Below are 22,610 nucleotides of genomic sequence, written 5' to 3'. Positions count from 1 at the left end.
CGTCGGGCGCCGCTGCGGTGGGCACAACAAAGTGTTGATTACTGGAAATTGTAGGTCAGCGCAGCCTGCTGAACTAACGGTTACGCAGGCCCCTGCCCGAGGCATCACCGGCCAGCAAATTGATGCTGGACGGATGGTGCCCCATGCCACGACATTGTGGTTTGCGGGCGCTTCGAGCGGTGGCTCTGCTGCCCTGACTGGCCTGCGCCCTACTTGCCGGCGCCGGCCTCCGGTGCGGATCCTGTGGCTGTGCTGCCGGAATGTCCGGCAGCCGTTGCATCCGTTCCGGGCTTTGAGCCGGCCGGTGCCGCCGCGGCTTCTTCCGTGGGGTCGGAAGCATGCCTGGAACCGCTGTGGTTATCAGGGAGATTACCACGCGAATCACTATCTGAGACAACATTGTCCGGATCACGGACTTCATGACTGTGCCCCGCATCAATCCCCGGCTCTGCAGTCTTCTCCGGTTCGCGGCCCGGGAGGTACACAGTGTCCGGGTCCGGCCGGCCCTTGAGTCCCAGGAGGATGAAGGCGGTCAGGGCCGCCAGGAACACGAAGATGCTGGTCCACACGTTGAGCCTGGTGGTGATGCCCAGGATGCCGATCTGTTCGGCATCGTCGATGCGCATTGCCTCGATCCAGACCCGGCCCAGGGTGTAGTACATGGCGTACAGCCAGAAGAGCCGGCTCCGGCGGAAGTTGAAGCGCCGGTCCAGGGCGAGCAGGATCACGACGCCGGCCAGGTTCCACAGCGATTCGTAGAGGAACGTGGGGTGGAACAGGGTCTCCGCGGGCATGCCCGCAGGAAAGTTGGGGTTTTCGGCATCGACCTGGAGGCCCCACGGCAGGGTGGTGGGACCGCCGAAGAGTTCCTGGTTGAAGTAGTTGCCCCACCGGCCGACGGCCTGGGCCAGGAGCAGGCCCGGCGCCGCGGCGTCGACGAATGCGCTCAGCTTCACGCCACTGCGGCGGCAGCCGATCCAGGCACCCACGGCACCAAGGACGACGGCGCCCCAGATGCCCAGCCCGCCGCGCTGGATCTGCGGAATCAGCGAGAGGTCCCCGGTGCCGTCGAAGCCAGGGCCGAAGTAGGCATCCGGTGACGAGACCACGTGGTACAGCCGGCCCCCGATGATGCCGAAGGGGATGGCCCAGATGACGATGTCCCAGACACTGCCTTCAGGGGCACCGCGCTTGGCCCAGCGAACGGACGTCAGCCACAGGCCCACGACGATTCCGGCGAGGATGCACAGCGCGTAGGCGTGGATCCGCAGGCTGCCCCATGGCAGGGGAATGTCGAAGCCGGACCAGTCCGGGCTGGGGATGCTGGCGGGCACCAGCGCGGCTGCCTGAAGGAGTGACTGCATGCTTTAGGCCCCGGTTTCCTGCGTCAGGCCCGGTTCCCGCGTCAGGCCCGTGCTCAGGTCTTTGGTAAGGGCGCCGACGGCGTCCACTCCCCCGTCGCGGAGGGCTGCCACCAGGGCGGTGCCCACGATGACGCCTTCGGCGTAGGCAGCGATCTCCCGGACCTGGTCGGCCGTGGAGACGCCCAATCCGACGCAGACGCGTTCGGCGCCGGCGCCGTGCGCGGCGGCGACAACATCCTTGGCTGCGGTGCTGACAGATGTCCGGGCTCCGGTGACGCCCATGATGGACACGGCGTAGACGAAGCCGCGGCTTGCATCCACGGTCCGCTGCATGCGTTCCGCGGTGGAGGACGGTGCCACGAGGAACACCCGGTCCAGGCCGTACTTGTCCGAGGCTGCCATCCATTCGGCGGCCTCGTCCGGAATCAAGTCCGGGGTGATGAGCCCGGCTCCCCCGGCTTCGGCCAGCCGGCGCGAGAACTCGTCCACGCCCATCCGGACCACAGGGTTCCAGTAGGTCATGACCAGGACAGCGGCGTCGGTCCTGCTGGTGATGCCGGCAACGACGTCGAACACCTGGCTGACGTGGAAGCCCTTGGCGAGTGCCTCGGTGGTGGCGGCCTGGATGACCTGACCGTCCATGACGGGATCCGAGTAGGGAATGCCGATCTCGATCAGGTCCGCACCGTTCTCCGCCAGGGCAATGCCTGCGGCGATGGTGTCCTCCACGCTGGGGTAGCCGGCGGGGAGGTATCCGATGAGGGCGGAGCGCCCCTGGGACCGTGCCCGGTCAATGGCTGCTGCCGACTTGCTGGTGGCCTCTGCCTGGTTGGCCATGTCTGCGCTGCTCACAGCTGTTCCCCCTCTTTGCCGATTTCGGATTCGGCGGAATTCTTGTCCAACAGGTCAAACCATTCGGCGGCGGTGGCCACGTCCTTGTCACCGCGTCCGGACAGGTTGACGATGACGATCTTTTCAGCCGCAGAGGCCGGGTCTTCGGCGGCAAGCCGCTGGCCCACCTTCATGGCCCCGGCCAGCGCGTGCGAGGACTCGATGGCGGGAATGATGCCCTCGGTGCGGCACAGGAGGCGGAAGGCTTCCATGGCTTCGCTGTCCGTGATGGGCTCGTAGCTGACCCGTCCGATATCGGACAGGTAGGAGTGCTCGGGGCCGACACCCGGGTAGTCCAGGCCCGCGGAAATGGAGTGCGACTCGATGGTCTGTCCGTCATCGTCCTGCATCAGGTAGGACCGTGCGCCGTGGAGGACGCCAGGCTTGCCAAGCGTGATGGTGGCAGCGTGCCGGCCGGTTTCGACGCCGTCGCCGCCAGCCTCGAAGCCGTAGATCTTGACGGAGGGATCGTCCAGGAACCCGTGGAAGATGCCGATGGCATTGGAGCCGCCGCCGATGCAGGCGCAGACGGCGTCCGGGAGCCGGCCTTCCTGCTCCAGGATCTGGGCGCGGGCTTCCTCGCCGATGACCTCGTGGAAGTAGCGGACCATGGCGGGGAACGGGTGTGCGCCCGCCGCGGTGCCCAGGAGGTAGTGCGTGTTGTCAACGTTGGCCACCCAGTCCCGCAGGGCGTCGTTGATGGCGTCCTTGAGGGTCTGGGATCCGCTGGTGACGGGGATGACCTTGGCGCCCAGGAGTTCCATCCGGGCCACGTTCAGCGCCTGGCGGCGGCAGTCCTCGGCGCCCATGTAGACCACGCATTCGAGCCCCATGAGGGCCGCGGCGGTGGCGCTGGCCACGCCGTGCTGGCCGGCGCCGGTCTCGGCGATGACGCGGGTCTTGCCCATCCGCTTGGCGAGCAGGGCCTGGCCAAGGACGTTGTTGATCTTGTGCGAGCCCGTGTGGTTGAGGTCTTCGCGCTTGAGGAAAATGCGGACTCCGCCGGCGTGCTGGGAGAACCGCTTGGCTTCTGTCAGCAGCGAGGGCCGGCCGGAGTAGTTCTTATTCAGGTCCGCGATCTGCGCCCGGAATTCGGGATCGTCCTTGGCTTTGTTGAAGGTCTCTTCAAGTTCGTCCAGGGCAGCGATGAGGGACTCGGGCATCCATCGCCCGCCGTAGTTGCCGAAGTACGGCCCCGGGGCGTGGCGGAGGGATCCGCCCTGCAGGAATGCTTCCGCGGTGTTGTTGTCAGCGTTTCCTGAGGGTGCGTCAGCCATCAGTCCTGTCCTGTTCGGTGGTGGTTGGTCAAAAGTCTGCGGGTCCGGTGTGCCCGGAACCGGATGTCTATCCTGCGGGGCCGGCATGCTGCAGGCCCCGCAGGAAGCCGGAGGGTGTGGTGCGTGCCTCAGCCGCGGGCGGCAATGGCGGCGGCACCCGCGGCGGTGAACTCGGCGATGCGTTCCCGGGGCGTGGCATGGCTTACCAGTGCCTCACCCACGAGTATGGCGTTGGCACCGCTGGCGGCGTAGTCCGTGACGTCGCCGGCGTCACGGACGCCGGATTCGGCAACCACGACAGCCTCCGCCGGAATCAGCCCTGCCAGTGAGGCAAAGACGGAACGGTCGACGTCGAGCGTTTTGAGGTTGCGCACGTTGACGCCGATGATGCGGGCGTTGGCCGCGACGGCACGCTCGATTTCCTCTTCCGTGTGGGTCTCGACGAGCACGTTCATTCCGAGGTCCCGGCTGAGGGCGCTGAATTCGGCGAGCTGGGCGTCGGAAAGGGCGGCCACGATGAGCAGGATGAGGTCGGCGCCATGGGCACGGGCCTCCCAGATCTGGTACTCGTCGAGCGTGAAGTCCTTGCGCAGCAGCGGAGTGTCGACGGCGGCGCGCACGGCGTCGAGGTCGGCCAGGGATCCGTTAAAGCGGCGCTGTTCGGTGAGGACGCTGATGACGGAGGCACCGCCGTCGGCGTACTGCCTGGCGAGCGACGCCGGATCCCCGATGCTGGCGAGATCTCCCTTGGAGGGGCTGCGGCGCTTGATTTCGGCAATGACTTTCAGCTGTTCCCGGGTAGGGGAGGTCCCGCCGAGGGCCGCCCAGGCGTCACGGGCTGGTGCCGCGGCCTGGGCCAGGTCCTTCAGCTCGGCCAGGGAAACCAGCCGCTTCCTGGCCTCCATATCCTCCCTGACACCGGCGTTGATGTCGTCGAGAACAGTCGCCATCAGTGGCCGGAGTTCTTCAGCTTGCTGCCTTCGACGCCGTAGCCTGCCTTGCGCATGACGTAACCGAGGATCAGGCCGATGACCATGACAACAGCGCCGCCGATGAAGATGGGCGTGCTGGCGATGACGAAGGCGATGGCGGCGATGAGCGCGCCTACCAGCATGACGATGACGCAGGTCCAGGCGGCCGGGCTGTTGCCATGGCCCAGTTCCTGGCTGTGGTCAATGGCGCCGGGGGCCACCGTGCGGGTGCCTGACTTGGAAACGGACGCAGGTGCTTTGCTCATGGAAATCTCCTCAGGATGGATACTGCTTACATTCTGCCATTTTTTGGCTGCCGCCCGTGTACCGCAGGGCTTGCCGCCACTGCCGGTCCAGGCGCCCGCCGGGGTTAGGTGGGGTCCTCGCCGCGGGAAAGCCGGTCCCAGCTGTCGATTTCGTCCACGGGCCCGGCCGGTGGCGTTGCGCCCGCAGCTGCGGTCCCCGCGGCGCCGGCGGCGTCATATTTGGTGCGCGCCTTCCAGTAGCGGGAGGCGGGCAGGATCAGCAGGGCTGCCAGGGCGAGAAGGCAGCCGGCGACGACGGCGAGTACCGGGAACGGGGTCAGCTCCACGTGCGCCTGGCTGCCGGAGACTCCGGTGGCCGCTGCAATGGACCCCTGCGCCGCCGTGAGCGGGTCGGCCAGGACGGTGGCCGCGGCGGCCACCACGCCGGCCGCGGCAAGGGCAATAATGGCAGTGATGACCCACCGGGCGATCCTGCCCGCAATGGCCGCTGCGAGCCCGCCGGCGAGGGCCACCAGGGCCAGGGCCGTCACGGTGGTGGCGGCCTTGCTGCCCTGTACCTGGATGACGCTTTGGGCAGCTCCGGACTGTCCCACCTGGTTGGGGTCCAGGGTGGCAGTCATCCAGGTCTGGGTGGTGGTGCCGAACGCGGCCAGCGCCAGGACGGCGATCAGCAGCACCAGCGTGGACTTGCGCGCCCAGGCCGGTACGGCCCGGTTCTTCGCAGGCTTGCCCGCCTTGGCCGCCGTATCCGCTGCTCCTGCCCTGGCCGCGTCGCCAGGCCGGTTTGGCGCCATGTCAGAGTCCGGCATCAGGACGCTGTCCCGCCGGGAAGGGATTCCGCGGAAATGTTGTGCAGCGATCCGGCCGTGTGCACAGCGCGCAGCGGGGCGGCGGCCTTGTTAACGGTTTCCAGCGCCTCGGTGGGGTTCACCGAGTCAGCCACGATGCCGCCGCCGGCCTGGACGTAGGCCCGTCCTTCACGGATCAAGGCGGACCGGATGGCGATGGCCATGTCCATGTCGCCGGCAAAGTCGAGGTAGCCCACCACGCCGCCGTAAATGCCCCGGCGGTGCGGTTCCAGTTCATCGAGGAGGCGAAGCGCCCTGGGCTTGGGGGCACCCGAGAGGGTGCCGGCCGGGAACGTCGCTTTCAGGACGTCGTACGCTTTGGCCTGCGGGGCCAGCCGGCCCACCACGGTGGATACCAGATGCATGATGTGGCTGAACCGCTCCACCTCCATGAATTGGGTGACATCCACCGTGCCGGCCACGCAGACCTTGGAGAGGTCGTTCCGGGAGAGGTCCACGAGCATCAGGTGCTCGGCGCGTTCCTTCTGGTCCGCCAGGAGCTCCTCGGCGAGGGCCTTGTCCGCTTCGACCGTCTTTCCGCGCGGACGCGAGCCGGCGATGGGGTGGGTGATGACTTCCTCGCCCGTGACCGTCACCAGCGCTTCCGGCGAGGACCCGACAATCGAGTACTGGCGGCCGTCGGCGTCGGCCAGGCTGAAGATGTACATGTAGGGGCTGGGGTTGGTGTTCCGGAGGACGCGGTAGACGTCCAGCGCGGAGGCTTTGCACTCCATCTCGAACCGGCGCGAGATCACCACCTGGAAGACCTCGCCGTCCACGATGGCTTCCTTGCCGCGGTCCAGCGCGGCAAGGTATTCAGCCTCGTCCCAGCGTTCCTGGACGCTGGACGCAAAGTCCAAGGCTGCCGGTGCCAGCACGGAGACCGGCTGCACCACGGGCGCGCTGATCTTGGCCAGAAGTTCCTTGACCCGGGCGACGGCGTCGTGCCAGGCCTCGTCCACGCGCTCGGAACTGTTGTCGAAGTTGATGGCGTTGGCAATCAGCAGGACCGTGCCGTCCACGTTGTCGTGCACGGCCATGTCGGTGACCAGGTTCAGGGCCATTTCCGGCAGCTGCAGGTCATCCTCGGGCGGGCTGACCAGCCGTTCCCAGTGGCGGACCGTCTCCCAGCCGAGGAAGCCCACCAGGCCGGAGGTAAACGGCGGCAACCCCTCGAAGCGGTCGGTGCGCAGCGCCTCGATGGTGTCGCGGATGGCGTCCACGGGACTGCCGCTGACCGGGACGCCTGCGGGCGGTTCGCCCAGCCAGTGTGCCTGGCCGTCCCTGGTGGTCAGGGTGGCGCGCGACCTGGCGCCGATGAAGGAGTACCGCGACCAGGCTCCGCCCACGGCTGCCGATTCCATGAGGAAGGTGCCTGGCTGCCCCTGCGCCAGCTTCCGGTACAGCCCGATGGGGGTTTCGGCGTCGGCGAGGACCTTGAGCCTGACGGGAATGACGCGGCTGTGGCCGGCAAGTTCCCGGAATTCCTCGAGGCTCGGGCTGATGGTTCCAAGGTCCTGCATGGTTATGCTTGTCCGCCTGTTCTTCATAAGGGCCGGCAGTGCCGGGCACCTTGGTGTTCTTGCTGGGGTGGCCGTGGAGGGAGGCCGGCCGGGCAGCGTATCCGCTTAACCTGCCTGGCTTGCCACCACGTCGAGGGCCCGGCCGTCGAAGCAGGTGCGGGTACCCGTGTGGCAGGCCGCGCCCACCTGGTCCACGCGCACCAGCAGTGCGTCGCCGTCGCAGTCCAGGGCCACGGACTTGACCCACTGGACGTGCCCTGAAGTATCGCCCTTGCGCCAGTACTCCTGCCGTGAGCGGGAGTAGAAGGTGACGCGGCCGGTGGTCATGGTGCGGTGCAGCGCTTCGTCGTCCATCCAGCCAAGCATCAGGACTTCGTTGGTGTCGTACTGCTGCACCACTGCGGCCACCAGGCCGGCGCCGTCGCGCTTGAGCGCAGCGGCCACTTCCCGGGGCAGTGGGCCGGCCGGCGGCACAGCTTCTTCAGGCGACGGCGGCACGGATTCCACGGGCGGTGGCACGGCGGATCCTGCGCTTGGGACGGGGGTTGGCTGCTCAGACATCGGGTCAAGTCTAGTGCCAACACGCGCCCGTACTCCTGTTGTGAACAACGGCACGCCACCGGCCGCTGAAGTGCTGCCCAACTCCGCGCCTCTCGTGCTAGTTTCACAAGTGATGCATTTCGTCGAACCGTCCCGAGAAGTCCTGGCCGAAACCCTGCTTGCGGCCGGCCCTGATGCGCCCACTCTCTGCAAGGGCTGGCGTACCAGGGACCTTGCCGCGCACCTCTACCTGCGCGAGCGGAAGGCCGCCGTCGGACTTGGTTTGATCATCAAGCGCCTGGCCAAGGCCTCAGACCAGGCGACCGCCAGGCTGGCGGCAAAACTGACCAGCAACGACGACTATGCCCGGCTGGTCAACACCTTCCGCGCCGGTCCCCCGGCGCTTTCGCCGATGAGCATCAAGGCCCTGGACGAAAGTGCCAACCTCATTGAGTACTTCGTGCACACGGAGGACGTCCGGCGGGCCGTGGACCGGTGGGCGCCCCGGGCACTTGATGAGGCATACTCGGACGCCCTGTGGGATGAACTGGTCAAGCGCGCCGCCATTTTGTACCGCGGCGTGGACCTGGGCATTGTCCTGGTCCGTCCGTCCGGTCCGCGCCACGTCGCCAAACGGGCACCCGTTTCGGTGGCGATCGTCGGTGAGCCGGGCGAACTGCTGATGCACGCGCACGGCCGCACCCGCCATGCCCTGGTCACCTTCGAAGGCCAGCCGGACGCCGTCGCCCTCCTCCAGTCAGCCGAAGTAGGTTTGTAGTCCCCACCCGCTCCCTAACCTCGCAAGCTCGGTCAGGGAACCCTGCGGGCGTGGGCCCACCCGCACGCTCGCGGGCGGGAATTACCGGACTTCGAAGCCGGCTTCCCGGATGGCTTCCTTGACCTGGGACATCATGTCGTCCGGTCCCCAGTGGAAAATCGAGGCGGCCAGGACTGCGTCCGCACCGGCTGCAACGGCCGGCGGGAAGTGCGCAGGCTCCCCCGCGCCGCCGGAGGCGATGATGGGAACCTTGACAGCGGCCCGGACCAGCTTGATGAGTTCGAGGTCGAAGCCGTCCTTGGTGCCGTCGGCGTCGATGGAGTTCAGCAGGATCTCCCCCACCCCGCGGTCCGCTGCTTCCCTGGCCCATTCGATGGCGTCGATCCCGGTGCCGGTGCGGCCGCCATGGGTGGTCACTTCGAATCCCGACGGCGTGGGCTGCGAGCCCGGGCGGGTGCGGCGGGCGTCAACGGACAGGACCAGCACCTGGGAACCGAAGTGGCGGGTGATTTCGTCTATGACATCGGGCCGGGCCACGGCCGCGGTGTTGATGGAGGCCTTGTCCGCGCCGTAGCGCAGGAGCTTGTCCACCTCGGCCACGCCGCGGACGCCGCCGCCCACCGTCAGCGGGATGAAGACTTCCTCCGCGGTGCGGCGCACCACGTCGAACGTGGTCTCGCGGTTGCCGGAGGACGCCGTCACGTCAAGGAACGTCAGTTCGTCGGCACCGGCGTTGTCGTAGCGGTGGGCGAGTTCCACGGGGTCGCCGGCATCGCGCAGGCCCTCGAAGTTGACGCCCTTGACGACGCGTCCGGCGTCGACGTCAAGGCAGGGAATGACGCGTACTGCTACTGCCATGGGAACTCCTGGATATTCGGTGGTGCTGGGGTGCCGGTTGTCAGATGCGGCAGGCGTGGATGCTGCTGACCAGGATGGCACGGGCGCCGAGGTCGTACAGTTCATCCATGATCCGGTTGGTTTCCTTCTTGGGCACCATGGACCGGACGGCCACCCAGTCGGAATCACGCAGCGGGGAAACCGTGGGCGATTCGAGGCCGGGGGTCAGGCCGGCAGCCTTTTCCACGAGCTCCTTGCGGATGTCGTAGTCCATCAGCACGTACTGGCGCGCCACCAGGACACCCTGGAGGCGGCGGATGAGGACGTCGATTTCCCTGGCGGTGCCGTTGGCTGCTCCCCCGTTGCCGGTGCGGCGGATCAGGACGGCCTCGGATTTGAGGATGGGATCACCGAAGATTTCCATGCCGGCGGCCTTGAGCGTGTTGCCGGTTTCCACGACGTCGGCGATGGCGTCCGCGACGCCGAGGCGGACAGAGGATTCGACCGCCCCGTCCAGGCGGACCACCTTGGCGTTGATGCCGCGTTCGGCCAGGTAGCTGCGCAGCAGGCCATCGTAGCTGGTGGCCAGGCGCTTGCCTTCAAGTTCGGCGGCAGAGGCGAAGTCGCCCACGGGGCCGGCAAAGCGGAAGGTGGAGGCGGCGAATCCCAGCGGGAGCAGCTCTTCGGCTTCCACCCCGGCGTCCAGCAGCAGGTCGCGTCCGGTGATGCCGACGTCGAGCGTTCCCTGGCCGACGTAGACCGCAATGTCGCGGGGGCGGAGGAAGAAGAACTCGATGTCGTTGTCGGGGTCCACCATGACCAGTTCGCGGCTGTCGCGGCGCTGGCGGTATCCGGCTTCGGAGAGCATGGCGGAGGCGGCTTCGGACAGGGAGCCCTTGTTGGGGACGGCTACTCGCAGCATTGGGGAATTCTTTCTGGGGTGGAAGGTCTGGGTTTCAGGCAGTGCAGGCCACAGCGGGCCCGGCGTCAGCGCGCCGGACCCGTGGCTACAGATGCTTGTAGACGTCTTCCAGGGTCAGGCCTTTGGCGAGCATCAGAACCTGCAGGTGGTACAGCAGCTGGGAAATTTCCTCGGCCGCGGCTTCATCGGATTCATATTCGGCAGCCATCCATACTTCGGCTGCTTCCTCAACGACTTTTTTGCCGATGCCGTGAACACCGGACTCCAATTCAGCGACGGTGCGGGAGCCTTCCGGGCGGGTGGCTGCCTTCTCGCTGAGCTCAGCGAACAGCGTCTCGAAATTCTTCACGCCCTCCAGCCTACTTGCTGCGGCCGCGCCGGCGCTTCCCGGGCCATTGCATGACGGGCGCGATGTGAGCGAATACACATCGCGCCCGCACAGCGGGCTGCCTCTTAGCCCTGGTACTGCTTGAGCACAACGGCGGTGGCCAGCGCCGCCGTGACGGCCTCGTGGCCCTTGTCTTCCTTGGAGCCGGGCAGGCCGGCGCGGTCCAGTCCCTGCTGTTCGTTGTCGCAGGTGAGCACGCCGAAGCCCACCGGCACGCCGGTGGAGACGCTGACGTCGGTCAGGCCCGACGTCGCGGCCTGGCAGACGTAGTCAAAGTGCGGGGTTCCGCCGCGGATGACGACGCCGAGGGCAACGACGGCGTCAAAGTGCGGTGCCAGGCGTGCTGCAGCAACCGGCAGCTCAAAGCTGCCGGGAACACGCAGCACGGTGGGCTCGGCAATGCCGGCATCCTTGGCGGCCCGGAGCGCGCCGTCCAGGAGCCCGTCCATGATCTGCGTGTGCCAGCTGGCTGCGACGATCGCGAGCTTCAGCTGCGAGGTCTCGGCCGGGTTAAGGGTGCTGAGGTCGATGTCGGGGGCGCCGTGTCCACTCATGGGTTCTTCTGTTCCGTTCAGTCTTGTTCGTGGTCGAAAGGGGTTTCGGGGGCCGGCACAGGCACCGGGGCCACCTGGGTATCCAGCAGCAGCCGGTGTTCCATGCGGTCCTTCTTGGTGCGCAGGTAGCGGATGTTCTGTTCGCGGGAAGGCACCTCCGTGGGCACCATCTCCACGACGTTCACGCCCGCCTTGGCAAGCCGGTTCTGCTTGTCCGGGTTGTTGCTGAGCAGCCGCACCTCGTGCAGGCCCATTTCGGCAAGGATCTGGGCTGCGGCCTTGTAGCACCGGGCATCAACGGGCAGGCCCAGTTGTTCATTGGCCTCCACCGTGTCAAAGCCGGCCTCCTGCAGGGCGTAGGCCTTGATCTTGTTGGCCAGGCCGATGCCTCGTCCTTCCTGGCCGCGCAGGTAGAGCAGGGTGCCGCCGTTGTCCCGGATCAGTTCCAGTGCGTAGGCAAGCTGTTCGCCGCAGTCGCAGCGGTAGGAGCCAAAGACATCGCCGGTGAGGCACTCGGAGTGCAGGCGCACCAGGGGCGCTTTACCATCGGTGGGGGCGTTGGGGGAACTGACGGCCAGGTGTTCCACACCGGTCACCAGGTCAGTCCATGCCTGGGCCACGAAATCGCCGAAGGCGGTGGGCAGCTGCACAACGGGCCCTCCGCTGACGGGATGGGGTGCCTCGCCGGATACTGCGTGGTGCTTCCGGTGGCCGTTCTGCTGGCTGTCGTCGCTGGCTGCCGCTGCCGTCATCGTTTCTCCTTCTGTACGCCCGGCGTTACCCGGACATCCTCACGCTGGGTTCCCCCGGCCCCGGCTTCAAGATACGCCACCAGGTCCTCGATGGAGATCAGGGGACATCCATGTTCCGCTGCGAACGAACGCAGGCCGTCCAGGCGCATCATTTCACCGTCGTCGTACACCACTTCCGCGATCACCCCGACGGGCTCCAGGCCCGCAAGGCGGCACAGGTCCACGGCGGCCTCGGTGTGGCCCTGGCGTTCCCGCACACCACCGTCAACCGCACGGAGCGGGAAAATATGCCCCGGGCGGGTCACGGAGGCCGGGGTGGCCTGCGGGTCGGCCAGGATGCGGGCGGTGAGGGCGCGGTCCGTCGCGGAGATTCCCGTGCTGACGCCGATCGCGGCGTCGCAGGACACTGTGTAGGCCGTACCTTTGGCGTCCTCGTTGACGGCCGTCATGGGAGGCAGCGCCAAGGCGTCGGCGCGTTCGCCGGTCAGCGGCACGCAAATCACGCCGGAGCTGTACCGGATGGTCCAGCCCATCAGTGCGGGCGTGGCGTGCTGGGCGGCGAAGATGATGTCGCCTTCGTTTTCGCGGTCCTCGTTGTCGACCACGAGCACGGGCCGGCCTGCGGCCATTGCGCGCACTGCCTCCTCGATGGAGTCCAATCCCCTGGCAGGGGCGGCCGTCCCGCCGCCGGAGAGAGCATCGGTGGTGACCGCATCCCCGGCAGCGGCGGATTCCAGGTGTACCGCGGCGTTCACCGTGCACCTCCCGCAACCGCGGTGCCGCCGGTACCGGCTGCAGCGCCCGCATCGCGGAAGGCAAGCAGCCGTTCGGTGTACTTGGCCAGGACATCGACCTCCAGGTTCACCCGGCTGCCGGCGGTTTTGGTGCCCAGGCCCGTTTCGGCCAGGGTGGTGGGGATCAGGCCCACTTCGAACCAGGGCTCCTGCTCCGATGCCGGGCTGACGGCCGTCACAGTGAGGGAGACCCCGTCAATGGCGATGGAGCCTTTCTCGGCAATGTAGCGGGCCAGGTTGGCGGGGACACCAAAGCGCAGCCGCTCCCAGTTGCCCAGGGGTTCGCGTTCCAGCAGGACTCCGACGCCGTCAACGTGGCCTTGTACGACGTGCCCGTCCAGGCGTCCGCCTGCAGGAACACAGCGTTCCAGGTTGACCGAATCCCCGGCAACGAGTTCGCCGATGGTGCTCCGGACCAAGGTTTCCCCCATGACATCCACGCTGAACTCCTTGCCGTCAATGGCGGTTGCCGTGAGGCAGACCCCGTTCACGGCAATGGAGCCGCCAAGTGGCAGGCCTTCGGTGGAGCCGGGGGCGTGCAGCCGCACGGTGGCGCTGGTGTTCCCGTCGCGCTCCACGGACAGCACCTGCCCCTGCTCGGCAATTATTCCGGTGAACATCAGTAGCCTCCCTGGGCTTGCTCCGCGTTGCCGCGGGTTGGTGGGTGGTCGAGTGCAACTTTCCGTTGCGGTCTGAGGTGAAGCCTGAGGTCCCGGCCGAGCGTGCGGACGGCGCCGCCGTCGGCCTCGTCCCATTCCCATTGCTGGGCGTCCGGGAGGCTGGTAATGCCCAGCCCGTTCAGGGCGGGGGTGCCGGATCCCAGCAGGGTGGGCGCCAGGTACACGATGAGTTCGTCCACCAGGCCCGCCGAGAGGAAGGCGCTGAGGATCCTTGACCCGCCTTCCACCATGACGTGCCGGATGCCGGTTTTGTACAGCATGGTCAACGCTTCGCGCGGGTCGCGGGTGGGAAGGTGGACCGCCAGGCCGTCATCACCGCGGATTGCGGCGCCGTCCGGAATCCCGCGTAGTCCCATGACAGCCCGTACCGGCTGTTTGGGTGCGGGGCCGCCGGAGGGTTCCCGGGCGGTCAGTCGCGGATTGTCCACCAGCACGGTCTGGCTGCCCACCAGGATGGCGTCGATGCGGCTGCGGATTCCGTGGTTGTCTGCCAGCGACTCCGGGCTGGAGATCCATTGGCTGGTGCCGTCTTCGGCAGCTATCCGGGCGTCCAGGGTCTGGGCGATGTGGAGGGTGACGAACGGGCGCTTGGCGGCGACGGCCTCAAACCACTGGCGGTTCATGTCCAGGGACTCGTCGGCACCGAGGCCGCTGCGGACCCGGACGCCGGCCGTCCGCAGCGTTGCGGCGCCACCGGCGGCGGGGTCATGCGGATCGTCGACGGCGTACACGACGTCGGTGATGCCGGCTTCGATGATTGCTTCCGTGCACGGCCCGGTGCGGCCCACGTGGTTGCAGGGTTCCAAGGTGACCATCATGGTGCACCCGGAAAGATCCAGGCCGACGGCGGCGGCCTGGGCAATTGCGTCCGCTTCGGCGTGCGCGGTGCCGGCGCCGCGGTGGTGGCCGGTGACAAGGTGGCGTCCGTCAGGACCGACGACGACGGCCCCCACCAGTGGGTTCGCGCCGCGCGGCCCCAGCAGGGCTGCCTGCAGGGCCAGCTCCATGGCCCGGGTTTCATCGGCGCTGAAGGCTGTGACCACCCCGGCGGCGGGTGTCAGTTCCACGGCGCGCGTCATGCGGCGGCCGGGACGGGTTGGGTGGCTGCCTTGGAGGCAGCAGTATTTTCGGCGTTTAAGAGCCATCGCTGGGGGTTCATATGCGTGTCGTTCCTTCCCTGTCGAACCGCGATGGCTCCGGGGATACGACAGCAGAACGTTGCGGGCCCAAGGGCCCACAGATACAGCTGTACGTGCTTCTCTCATCCAGACTTTAACTGTCGGTACCGGAATTCCACCGGTTCAACCGTCTGCCGGATCCTCGTCAGAGAAAACCGGCTCGCGGGTCGCGGACTGTCACCGCCGGTTCGGACTTACACCGACCCCGGAGCACGTATGTGTGTTGTTATTGTGCCACAACCGGCAGGGGCTCCCGCTTATTCCGTCGCCCCGCGTAATGTCCGGCTGCCCTTGCCCCGCAGCAGGTCGATGGCTGCCGCGGGGTCGTCGGCGCCGTAGACGGCGGAGCCGGCCACAAAGACGTTGGCCCCGGCTTCAGCCGCGCGGGCGATGGTGTCCTCCGTGATCCCGCCGTCCACCTGGATGGCCACTCCCAGTCCGGAGCCTTCCACGGCTTCACGGGCCCGCCGGATCTTGGGCAGCGTGACGTCCAGGAATGCCTGGCCGCCGAATCCCGGTTCCACCGTCATGATGAGCAGCATGTCCAGCTCGGCCAGCATGTCCAGGTACGGCTCCACCGGGGTGGCCGGGCGCAATGCCATGCCCGCTTTGGATCCCCTGCTGCGCAGTTCCCGTGCCAGCTTGATGGGGGCAATGGATGCCTCTGCGTGGAACGTGACCGAGGCCAGGCCGGCGTCGGCGAAACCCGGCGCCCACCGGTCCGCGTCGGAGATCATCAGGTGGGCGTCCAGCGGAACCGGGCTCACCGCCTGGATGCGCTGCACCACGGGCAGCCCGATGGTCAGGTTGGGGACGAAGTGGTTGTCCATGACGTCCACGTGGACGGCGTCGGCGTTGCTGATCCGTTGCAGTTCGGCCTCAAGGTTGACGAAGTCGGCGGAGAGGATACTCGGGTTGATGCAGCATTGCGTCACAGGGGTGCCTTTCGCTGAAGGTGCTTGGTGTCGTAAAAAGCCTCCGTCGCAGCCTGGAACAGCCGGACCGGGAGCCCAGGTTAACGAATCAGGGATTCTTTCCTGTCAGGTTTTCTTGTGGATCAGGGCCAGGAACATGGCGTCGGTGTGGTGGATATGGGGCCAGAGCTGGGCGGTCAGTTCATGGCCGGCGCCCAGGTTTCCGGTGAGGCTGACGGCGTCCAGCGCGGCGCCTGCGTCCAGGAGTTCCAGGTCGGTGCGTTTCCGGAGGACGTCGGCCACCACAGCCGTGGTTTCCGCCGGGTGCGGGGAACAGGTCACATAGGCCACCACTCCCCCGGGGCGGACCGCGGCCAGGGCGGAGTTCAGCAGTTCGCGCTGCAGCGGCCCCAGGTCTGCAATGTCCTTGGGAGAGCGCCGCCACCGGGACTCGGGCCTGCGCCGAAGAGCTCCCAGGCCAGTGCAGGGAACATCCACCAGGACGCGGGAATACCGTTCCGGCTGTTCCGCGCCCACCTCCCGGCCGTCGCCGGTCCGGACCTGCCAACTGCCCGGCGGTACGGCCGACAGCGCCTGGCTGACCAGTTTTGCGCGGTGCGGGGCGGGCTCATTGGCCAGGAGCGTGGCGCCCCGCTGGTGGGCCAGCGCACCAAGGAGGGCCGCCTTTCCCCCGGGGCCGGCGCAGAGATCAAGCCACGCTTCACCGGCACCGGCACCGGTACCGGCACCCGCCCCTGCATCCGCCGCACTTTCGGCGCCGGGACTGCGGCCCGCACCGTCGCCTGCCCGGCTGGGGCCCGGGTTGGGAAGGTCCACCGCGGCCAGGGCCCTGGCCACCAGCTGTGAACCAACGTCCTGGACCCTGAGGCTGCCGGCACGCACCGACGCCAGGCGTCCCAGGTCCCCGCCGCTGGACAGCGCGGAGCCTTCCACCAGTTCACCGGGCGTGGCACCGTTGTCCAGCGCTTCGTCCAGGCTGCCCAGCCCCGGCAGGGCCACGAGGTTAACCACCGGGGCGGCGTTGTCCGCCTCCAGCAGGTCGTTGATTTCGCCTGCGGGCCGGCCGTGGGCCACCAGTGACTGGCGCATGGCCCGGACAATCCACTCGGGGTGGGCGTACCTCAGCGAGGCAATCTTCGTCTCGTCGGTTTCGCCCTCCACCAGCAGGTCCAGCCATTCCTCAAGGGAGTGGGCGGAAACCTTGCGGAGGACGGCATTGATCAGTGCCGAGGGGCCGGCTCCGATGACGGCACGGGCAAGTCCTACCGTCTGGTCCAGTGCGGCGTGCGCCGGGACCCGCATGGCCAGCAGTTGGTGGGCACCGATGCGGAGGGCGTCGAGGACGGCCGGATCAAGCTTGGCCAGGGGCCGGTCCACGCACCGTGCCAGGATGGCATCGTAGGTTCCCTGGCCGCGCAGGGCGCCGTAGCTCAGTTCCGTGGCGAACCCGGCGTCCCGTTTGTCCAGGTGGTGATGCCGGATCCGCGCGGGCAGCACCAGGTTGGCGTAGGCATCCTCCTCTGCCACAGCGCGCAGCACTTCGAAGGCCACCAGGCGGGCGGGGTCGGCTCGCCTGGTCCGCTGCGACGGCGCCTGTTCGGTAAAGCCCCGCTGCGGTCCGCGGTTGCGTTCGCGGCCTTTGGCGTCCCTCCTGCTGGCGTCCCGGGGACCGCCGTTGCCCCGGCCGCTGCCGGCGGGCGCGCCGCTGCCGCCCTGCCCGCTCTTCCCGCCGCGGCCATATCCCCCGACGCTTCCCCCTCCGCCAGTGTTGGGCCGGCCGGTATTCCGTCCACCTGTATTGCCGCCGGACCCGCTCATTCGAACACCACACCCTCCAGTGAAGCCATGCCGCGCGCCCAATCAGCGGCAGCCATCATCTTTTTCCCTGCGGGCTGGACCCGGGTGAGTTCCACGGCGTGCGAGCCTGTACCCACCACCACGGTTTTCCCCTCCAAGGCCACTGCCCCGGGGGCAAGTCCTGCGATATCAGGCCGGAGCAGGACAGGCTCGAGCTTGACCCGCTGCCCGTCCAGCAGGGTCCAGGCGCCGGGCTCGGGAGTGACTCCCCGTGCCTGCCGGTTGATGGCAAGGGCAGGATGGGACCAGTTGATGCGTCCATCCTCCAGAGTCAGCTTGGGTGCCAGCGAGACGTCGCCGGCCTGCGGCTGCGGCGACGCTTTTCCGCCCTCGATGGCGGACAGTGTCTGCGCCAGCAGGACCGCACCGCTGCGGGACAGCCGCTCCAGCAGGTCTCCGGCAGTGTCCTGTGGCCTGACGGCCTCGGTCAGCGTGCCAAAAACGGGGCCGGTGTCCAGTCCTTCCTCCAGCTGGAAGGTAACGGCACCGGTGACATCGTCGCCAGCCATGACCGACCGCTGGACCGGCGCCGCGCCACGCCAGGCGGGCAGCAGCGAGAAATGCAGGTTGACCCAGCCGTGCCGCGGTATGCGCAGTGCTGCAGGGGGAACCAGTCCGCCATAGGCGACGATTGCCGCGACGTCCGGCCGCGCGGCGGAGACAGCGGCAATGGCCTCGGCGTCGACCCGCGCGGCGCGGATGACATCAATGCCCAGTTCCGCGGCGCGTTGTGCCACCGGCGAGGGTGTCAGCACGCGTTTGCGGCCTACCGGCGCATCGGGACGGGTCAGGACCGCCACCACGTTAAAGCCGGCGTTGACCAGGGCGTCCAGGGACGGCACAGCGACGGCGGGGGTCCCCGCGAAGAGGACCCTCACCCTGCTGTGCCAAAGCTGGAGCCGGGGGTGCTGGTTCCGCCAAAGCTGGCCCCGCCGAAACTCGACCCGACACTCTTGGCGCGCTTGGCTGTGGTGCGCCCGGTGACGGCGTCGTAATTGGCGTTGCGGATGGACCGCAATGCAGCCTTCCGGTCTTCGCCCTCAAGGCGGTCGGTGTAGAGAATGCCGTCCAGGTGGTCATTTTCATGCTGGAAGCACCGTGCGAGCATCCCCTCCCCATCGACAGACACCGGATTTCCGTGCATGTCCACACCGGTGACCCGGGTGGCGCGGAAACGGCGGACGGGGAAGCCGAGGCCGGGAATGGACAGGCAGCCCTCCACGTGGTCCGGCTGGTAGTCCTCACTGTTCTCCAGGACGGGGTTGATGATGTGCCCCTCCACCCCGTCGATCCGGTATGTGAAGACGCGCTTGCTGATGCCCACCTGCGGAGCGGCAAGCCCTGCGCCGTCCACGTCCTCCATGGTTTCGGTCATGTCGGCCACCAGTTTGGCAAGCTCGGGTCCGAATTCCGTCACGGGATCGGCAACTGTGCGCAGCACAGGATCACCGATGATGCGGATATTCAGAATAGCCATGCGCTGTTTGTCCTCACGGTTGGCGGCAAAGGGAACCTATCCAGTTTAGGTGCAGTCTCTCGAGGTCCTCCCGCCGCTTACGCGGTGCGGGCCTGTGCCAGCGGCGGGGGTGCGATGGGCAGCAGCGCGGTGCCGGCACTGATGGTGTCCGCGGACAATTCCCAGACCCGTCGCAGGGCGCAGAACTTCCACCAGTGGTGCTTGAGGACCTCGGGGTTGGCCCGGACAGGACGGACCTCGGTCTCGCCAATGGCAACGGCCAGCAGGACAGGGCTTTCGCCGTATTTCCAGGGCTCCCAGGTGCCGGCCTCCGCATCCACCAGGCTTTCCTCGGCCTTCATGCCGGCCACCAGCTGCATCACAACCTTGTCATCCAGTGGTTTGACCAGGCCATCCCGCGTTGTGCCCTTGGTCTTGTAGTCGATCAGGCAAATGCGTCCGTTGATCCGGGCTACAAGGTCAAGGGTGCCCGCGTAGCCCACGGTGTTGTTCCAGACAGTGATTTCGGGGGCGATGGGCTCCACTTGGAAGAGTTCCCACCATTCGTCGAAGCGGACGGCGAAGGCCTCTTCCCCATTGGCAGCCAAGGCCTCGCGGGCTTCCTTCATGCCGTGGGGACGCCCGAGCGCCCGGAGCGCCACCTGCTCGCAGTAATTGTGGACGCGGTCCCCGCGCCTGGCGGCATCGTCCCGGTAGGTTTCGGCAGCCTTGGCGGCACGGTTGATGGCCTGCTTGATTTTGGCGGGACTGCCCAGGCAGTCCGAGAGCAGCGGATCATTGGCCAGGCTGCTGGCACCCATGTAACCAAACCAGCCATCCAGCCCGTGCGGCTGCTGGCTGATCACCGTGGTGATGGAAGGTACCGAAAACTGCTCAGACGTTGACCGTGCATACATCCGGCCGTATTCGGTGGCGTGGGCGAGAAGCGGATCAGTCATACAAAAGACTCTTTCACAGGGGGCCGACAAAAGCTCCGGGAGGCAGGAGCTGCACGCAAAAGAGGCCCGTCTCCGCTGCTGATGAGCGGAAACGGGCCTCTGCGGTGGGCGATACTGGGTTCGAACCAGTGACCTCTTCGGTGTGAACGAAGCGCGCTACCACTGCGCCAATCGCCCCGATGCATTTGAATGCTAGCCCACCTCTGCCCTATTTCAAAAATCGAACGGGGCACCTCATGAACCGGCCCCAAAGGCGCACCCTCTGCCTGGCCGCCAACAACTGAAAGCAGCCCGGCGGACGGCAGCATGGCGCACCAGCGCCCGCTGCCGGCGTCGGGAATTACACGCTTGTAACTCTCAAAATCCGCGCAGTTACAGGGATCGGGAGGTCATAGTGCCGGGCCGGGTCGGGGCGATTTGGAGAATCCCCGAACCTCCTATATTGTTTTTACTCGTTGGAACGCGAGGAAATGCCGGAAACGGCAAGGAATCAACCCTCCAAAATGCGGACGTAGCTCAGCTGGTAGAGCACCACCTTGCCAAGGTGGATGTCGCGAGTTCGAATCTCGTCGTCCGCTCGCAGGACACTGTCACAGCAAACATTCTTCGGAATTGACGCTAACACGGTGGGTTGGCCGAGAGGCGAGGCAGCGGCCTGCAAAGCCGTATACACGGGTTCGAATCCCGTACCCACCTCGGTGAAAACCATGGTTTCCGGATGTTTCGGATTCAATGGGCGATTGGCGCAGCGGTAGCGCGCTTCCCTGACACGGAAGAGGTCACTGGTTCGATCCCAGTATCGCCCACTGGCAAGGCAACTTGCCCGCAGTACCACCGGTTTACCGGTTCAACCTGCACACGCGGACGTAGCTCAGCTGGTAGAGCACCACCTTGCCAAGGTGGATGTCGCGAGTTCGAATCTCGTCGTCCGCTCTCTTACATCCCATTAGCCGGTCTTCCGGTTCCGGGCGATTGGCGCAGCGGTAGCGCGCTTCCCTGACACGGAAGAGGTCACTGGTTCGATCCCAGTATCGCCCACATGAACAGCAGCTCTTACGGAGCTGCTTTTTTCGTTTCCCCCGTATCCGCTGCGGGCGAACTCCCTTGGCACACCTTTCACCCCCGGATAGGATCGAAGGCGCGAGGAGCGACCTGGCTCCGCGATCGAAGGGAGGTGCTCGTGGGTTTGATTGACGATCTAAAGGGCAAGGCTCAGGGTCTCATCCGCGGCAACGAGCAGGCCATCAAGAACGGCATCAGCAAGGCCGGCGATTTCGTCGACACCAAGACCGGCGGCAAGTACACCGGCCATGTCGACAAGATCCAGGATGGCGCTTCCAAGCTCATTGACAAGAACGGAACCCCGGGCCAGGCACCTGCCGCCGGGCAGGTTCCGCCGGCAGCTCCTGAAAATCCGGTTCCACCGGTCGACAGGGCTCCGTAAAGGATTTGGCCAGGGCTTTGCCCCAGCACGTCAACGGGGCGCGGGTCCCGCCGGGAGGCGGCGCCCGCGCCTTTGGCGTTTAAAGGCACTGATGGCACTAAGGCAGTTAGCACTTGTCACCGAGCCGGTGCCAACGGATTCCCGATTCCCGGACGCCCGCCAGTAACCTGCCTGTATGCCCAACTCCCCCGCACCCTCCGAGGCAAAGACCACCCGGGCTCGGATCGATTCCCGGCCCGTCATCGCCGGGATCGTCACCGCGTTGGTGGGCTTCACCTCCTCCTTTGCCGTGGTCCTGGCCGGACTCAAGGCGGTGGGAGCCGATTCCGCCCAGGCCGCGTCCGGCCTGCTGGCACTGACCATGAGCGTCGGCCTTGGCGTCCTGGTTCTCGCCTGGCGCTCCAGGGTTCCTGTGACACTGGCCTGGTCAACACCGGGCGCGGCGCTGCTGGCTGCATCGGGAATTCCCGACGGCGGATGGCCGGCCGCCGTCGGGGCCTTCCTCACGGCGGGCCTGCTGTTGGCCCTGACCGGCATGGTGCCGGCGCTTGGCAGGCTGATGGCGCGCATTCCGTCCTCCCTGGCACAGGCGATGCTGGCCGGGGTCCTGCTGCAGCTGTGCCTGGCCCCCTTCAAAGCCCTGGGCACGGTCCCCGTGTTTGTTGCGCCGGTCATTTTGTGCTGGCTGCTGATGATGAAGTTCGCTCCGCGCTGGTCGGTTCCTGCAGCATTGCTGGTGGCCCTGGGCGTGATCGGAACTTCCCTGGCGTACGCCGGGACGCCAGTGGATCCGGCAGGATTCATGCCCACACTGGCCTGGACCACTCCCACGTTCGGCCTGCAGGCCATCGCCAGCATTGCCGTCCCCTTGTTCGTGGTGACAATGGCATCGCAGAACATTCCCGGAGTGGCTGTGCTGCGTTCCTTCGGATACGGGACACCGTGGCGGCCGGCGATGCTGGTTACGGGAGCGGGCACCGTTCTGGGAGCGCCCTTCGGCGGCCACGCCATCAACCTTGCAGCGCTCAGCGCGGCCCTGGCCGCCGGTCCCGAAGCAGGCGGGGACCGAAGCAGGAGGTGGATCGCCGGCTTCACGTCCGGCCTGGCCTACCTGGTGCTGGCTGCCTTTTCCGCAGCCCTGGTGTCGGTCGTTGACCAGGCGCCCGCGGGGATGCTCGAAGCCGTGGCCGGACTGGCCCTTCTGGGCACCCTGGCATCGGCCATTTCGGCTGCCCTTGCTGACGCCGAAGAGCGCATTGCCCCGGCGGTCACGTTCCTGATGGCGGCATCGGGGCTGGTTTTTGCCGGAATCGGTTCCGCGTTCTGGGCGCTGATTGCCGGGCTGGCGGTTCAATGGGCGCTGAAGCCCCGGCGCAGCCCAACCTCCTCTTAGGGG

General features: G+C 67.0%; 24 protein-coding genes, 6 tRNA genes and 1 riboswitch. Of the genes, 8 read left to right on the top strand and 22 right to left on the bottom strand.

The features are described from left to right. Positions 1-209: 209 nt before the first annotated feature. The 8 genes from lgt to hisI all read right to left on the bottom strand — a co-directional run bounded on the left by lgt (position 210) and on the right by hisI (position 7,701). Positions 210-1,364 (bottom strand): prolipoprotein diacylglyceryl transferase, encoded by a 1,155-nt coding sequence (gene lgt / locus ACR65K_RS09230; RefSeq protein ID WP_440152385.1) that lies wholly within the window; start codon positions 1,362-1,364, stop codon positions 210-212. Positions 1,365-1,367: 3 nt separating this feature from the next. After that, entirely contained in the window at positions 1,368-2,201 is an 834-nt protein-coding gene (trpA, locus tag ACR65K_RS09225; RefSeq protein ID WP_440152625.1) for a tryptophan synthase subunit alpha, read from the bottom strand. An 11-nt stretch (positions 2,202-2,212) separates the two neighbouring features. Beyond that, complete coding sequence (trpB, locus tag ACR65K_RS09220; protein WP_056333417.1) at positions 2,213-3,532, bottom strand: tryptophan synthase subunit beta; 1,320 nt, start codon at positions 3,530-3,532, stop codon at positions 2,213-2,215. 128 nt (positions 3,533-3,660) lie between these two features. Continuing rightward, complete coding sequence (trpC, locus tag ACR65K_RS09215) at positions 3,661-4,482, bottom strand: indole-3-glycerol phosphate synthase TrpC (RefSeq protein WP_440152384.1); 822 nt, start codon at positions 4,480-4,482, stop codon at positions 3,661-3,663. After that, on the bottom strand, positions 4,482-4,769 hold the full coding sequence (locus ACR65K_RS09210; RefSeq protein WP_056333411.1) for an HGxxPAAW family protein: 288 nt from the start codon (positions 4,767-4,769) through the stop codon (positions 4,482-4,484). The genes trpC and ACR65K_RS09210 overlap by 1 nt, the downstream gene beginning before the upstream one ends. A 104-nt stretch (positions 4,770-4,873) precedes the next feature. Continuing rightward, positions 4,874-5,563, bottom strand: coding sequence for a Trp biosynthesis-associated membrane protein (locus ACR65K_RS09205; protein WP_440152623.1), 690 nt, complete (start codon positions 5,561-5,563; stop codon positions 4,874-4,876). 14 nt (positions 5,564-5,577) lie between these two features. Then, complete coding sequence (locus tag ACR65K_RS09200) at positions 5,578-7,140, bottom strand: anthranilate synthase component I (protein WP_440152383.1); 1,563 nt, start codon at positions 7,138-7,140, stop codon at positions 5,578-5,580. Positions 7,141-7,245: 105 nt separating this feature from the next. After that, positions 7,246-7,701 carry a phosphoribosyl-AMP cyclohydrolase gene (hisI, locus tag ACR65K_RS09195; protein WP_440152381.1) on the bottom strand — a complete coding sequence of 152 codons (456 nt, stop codon included), beginning with the start codon at positions 7,699-7,701 and terminating at the stop codon, positions 7,246-7,248. Positions 7,702-7,813: 112 nt separating this feature from the next. Between hisI and ACR65K_RS09190 the strand changes: the two genes are divergently transcribed. Further along, positions 7,814-8,458: a TIGR03085 family metal-binding protein gene (locus ACR65K_RS09190; protein WP_056333402.1), complete on the top strand. Its 645-nt coding sequence runs from the start codon at positions 7,814-7,816 to the stop codon at positions 8,456-8,458. Positions 8,459-8,539: 81 nt separating this feature from the next. On the opposite strand, the gene hisF is transcribed toward ACR65K_RS09190, so the two are convergent. The 14 genes from hisF to ACR65K_RS09120 all read right to left on the bottom strand — a co-directional run bounded on the left by hisF (position 8,540) and on the right by ACR65K_RS09120 (position 19,947). Continuing rightward, positions 8,540-9,316: an imidazole glycerol phosphate synthase subunit HisF gene (gene hisF / locus ACR65K_RS09185; protein WP_056333399.1), complete on the bottom strand. Its 777-nt coding sequence runs from the start codon at positions 9,314-9,316 to the stop codon at positions 8,540-8,542. 40 nt (positions 9,317-9,356) lie between these two features. Beyond that, positions 9,357-10,217 carry an ATP phosphoribosyltransferase gene (gene hisG / locus ACR65K_RS09180; RefSeq protein ID WP_142121470.1) on the bottom strand — a complete coding sequence of 287 codons (861 nt, stop codon included), beginning with the start codon at positions 10,215-10,217 and terminating at the stop codon, positions 9,357-9,359. Positions 10,218-10,302: 85 nt separating this feature from the next. Then, positions 10,303-10,566 (bottom strand): phosphoribosyl-ATP diphosphatase, encoded by a 264-nt coding sequence (locus ACR65K_RS09175; protein WP_009358176.1) that lies wholly within the window; start codon positions 10,564-10,566, stop codon positions 10,303-10,305. A 104-nt stretch (positions 10,567-10,670) separates the two neighbouring features. Continuing rightward, a complete protein-coding gene (gene ribH / locus ACR65K_RS09170; protein ID WP_440152380.1) occupies positions 10,671-11,159 on the bottom strand; it encodes a 6,7-dimethyl-8-ribityllumazine synthase in 489 nt (162 codons plus the stop codon). 17 nt (positions 11,160-11,176) lie between these two features. Next, entirely contained in the window at positions 11,177-11,911 is a 735-nt protein-coding gene (gene ribA, locus ACR65K_RS09165) for a GTP cyclohydrolase II (RefSeq protein ID WP_440152379.1), read from the bottom strand. Further along, positions 11,908-12,666, bottom strand: coding sequence for a 3,4-dihydroxy-2-butanone-4-phosphate synthase (gene ribB / locus ACR65K_RS09160; RefSeq protein WP_440152378.1), 759 nt, complete (start codon positions 12,664-12,666; stop codon positions 11,908-11,910). The genes ribA and ribB overlap by 4 nt, the downstream gene beginning before the upstream one ends. Further along, the gene (locus ACR65K_RS09155; protein ID WP_440152377.1) at positions 12,663-13,325 is read right to left on the bottom strand and encodes a riboflavin synthase; all 663 of its coding nucleotides are present in this window, start codon (positions 13,323-13,325) and stop codon (positions 12,663-12,665) included. The genes ribB and ACR65K_RS09155 overlap by 4 nt, the downstream gene beginning before the upstream one ends. Then, the gene (gene ribD / locus ACR65K_RS09150) at positions 13,325-14,464 is read right to left on the bottom strand and encodes a bifunctional diaminohydroxyphosphoribosylaminopyrimidine deaminase/5-amino-6-(5-phosphoribosylamino)uracil reductase RibD (RefSeq protein ID WP_440152376.1); all 1,140 of its coding nucleotides are present in this window, start codon (positions 14,462-14,464) and stop codon (positions 13,325-13,327) included. Before ribD ends, ACR65K_RS09155 begins: the two co-directional genes overlap by 1 nt. Before the next feature lie 169 nt (positions 14,465-14,633). After that, positions 14,634-14,781, bottom strand: a riboswitch (FMN riboswitch). A 39-nt stretch (positions 14,782-14,820) separates the two neighbouring features. Beyond that, positions 14,821-15,498 (bottom strand): ribulose-phosphate 3-epimerase, encoded by a 678-nt coding sequence (gene rpe / locus ACR65K_RS09145; RefSeq protein ID WP_056333386.1) that lies wholly within the window; start codon positions 15,496-15,498, stop codon positions 14,821-14,823. Between the two features lie 105 nt (positions 15,499-15,603). Then, on the bottom strand, positions 15,604-17,316 hold the full coding sequence (locus ACR65K_RS09140; protein WP_056333383.1) for an RsmB/NOP family class I SAM-dependent RNA methyltransferase: 1,713 nt from the start codon (positions 17,314-17,316) through the stop codon (positions 15,604-15,606). Next, complete coding sequence (fmt, locus tag ACR65K_RS09135; protein WP_056333381.1) at positions 17,313-18,233, bottom strand: methionyl-tRNA formyltransferase; 921 nt, start codon at positions 18,231-18,233, stop codon at positions 17,313-17,315. Before fmt ends, ACR65K_RS09140 begins: the two co-directional genes overlap by 4 nt. Then, positions 18,230-18,832 carry a peptide deformylase gene (def, locus tag ACR65K_RS09130; protein WP_056333379.1) on the bottom strand — a complete coding sequence of 201 codons (603 nt, stop codon included), beginning with the start codon at positions 18,830-18,832 and terminating at the stop codon, positions 18,230-18,232. The genes fmt and def overlap by 4 nt, the downstream gene beginning before the upstream one ends. 77 nt (positions 18,833-18,909) lie before the next feature. Next, positions 18,910-19,770 (bottom strand): cytochrome, encoded by an 861-nt coding sequence (locus ACR65K_RS09125; protein ID WP_056333377.1) that lies wholly within the window; start codon positions 19,768-19,770, stop codon positions 18,910-18,912. 105 nt (positions 19,771-19,875) lie between these two features. Further along, positions 19,876-19,947: transfer RNA gene (locus tag ACR65K_RS09120), tRNA-Val, on the bottom strand. Between the two features lie 328 nt (positions 19,948-20,275). On the opposite strand from ACR65K_RS09120, the gene ACR65K_RS09115 reads away from it, so the two are divergent. The 7 genes from ACR65K_RS09115 (at position 20,276) to ACR65K_RS09085 (ending at position 22,607) form a co-directional block, all read left to right on the top strand. Beyond that, positions 20,276-20,348: transfer RNA gene (locus tag ACR65K_RS09115), tRNA-Gly, on the top strand. Positions 20,349-20,395: 47 nt separating this feature from the next. Then, positions 20,396-20,466: transfer RNA gene (locus ACR65K_RS09110), tRNA-Cys, on the top strand. Positions 20,467-20,504: 38 nt separating this feature from the next. Next, positions 20,505-20,576: transfer RNA gene (locus ACR65K_RS09105), tRNA-Val, on the top strand. A gap of 54 nt (positions 20,577-20,630) precedes the next feature. After that, a tRNA-Gly gene (locus tag ACR65K_RS09100) sits at positions 20,631-20,703 on the top strand. A gap of 33 nt (positions 20,704-20,736) precedes the next feature. Beyond that, positions 20,737-20,808, top strand: a tRNA-Val gene (locus ACR65K_RS09095). A gap of 142 nt (positions 20,809-20,950) precedes the next feature. Beyond that, entirely contained in the window at positions 20,951-21,214 is a 264-nt protein-coding gene (locus ACR65K_RS09090; RefSeq protein WP_056333980.1) for an antitoxin, read from the top strand. A 175-nt stretch (positions 21,215-21,389) separates the two neighbouring features. After that, positions 21,390-22,607, top strand: coding sequence for a benzoate/H(+) symporter BenE family transporter (locus tag ACR65K_RS09085; RefSeq protein WP_056333373.1), 1,218 nt, complete (start codon positions 21,390-21,392; stop codon positions 22,605-22,607). The last annotated feature ends 3 nt before the right edge of the window (positions 22,608-22,610 follow it).

This window comes from Arthrobacter sp. SAFR-179, assembly GCF_059414945.1.
The sequence above is the reverse complement of the archived record's forward strand: the minus strand, read 5'-3'. Positions and strand labels throughout refer to the sequence as shown.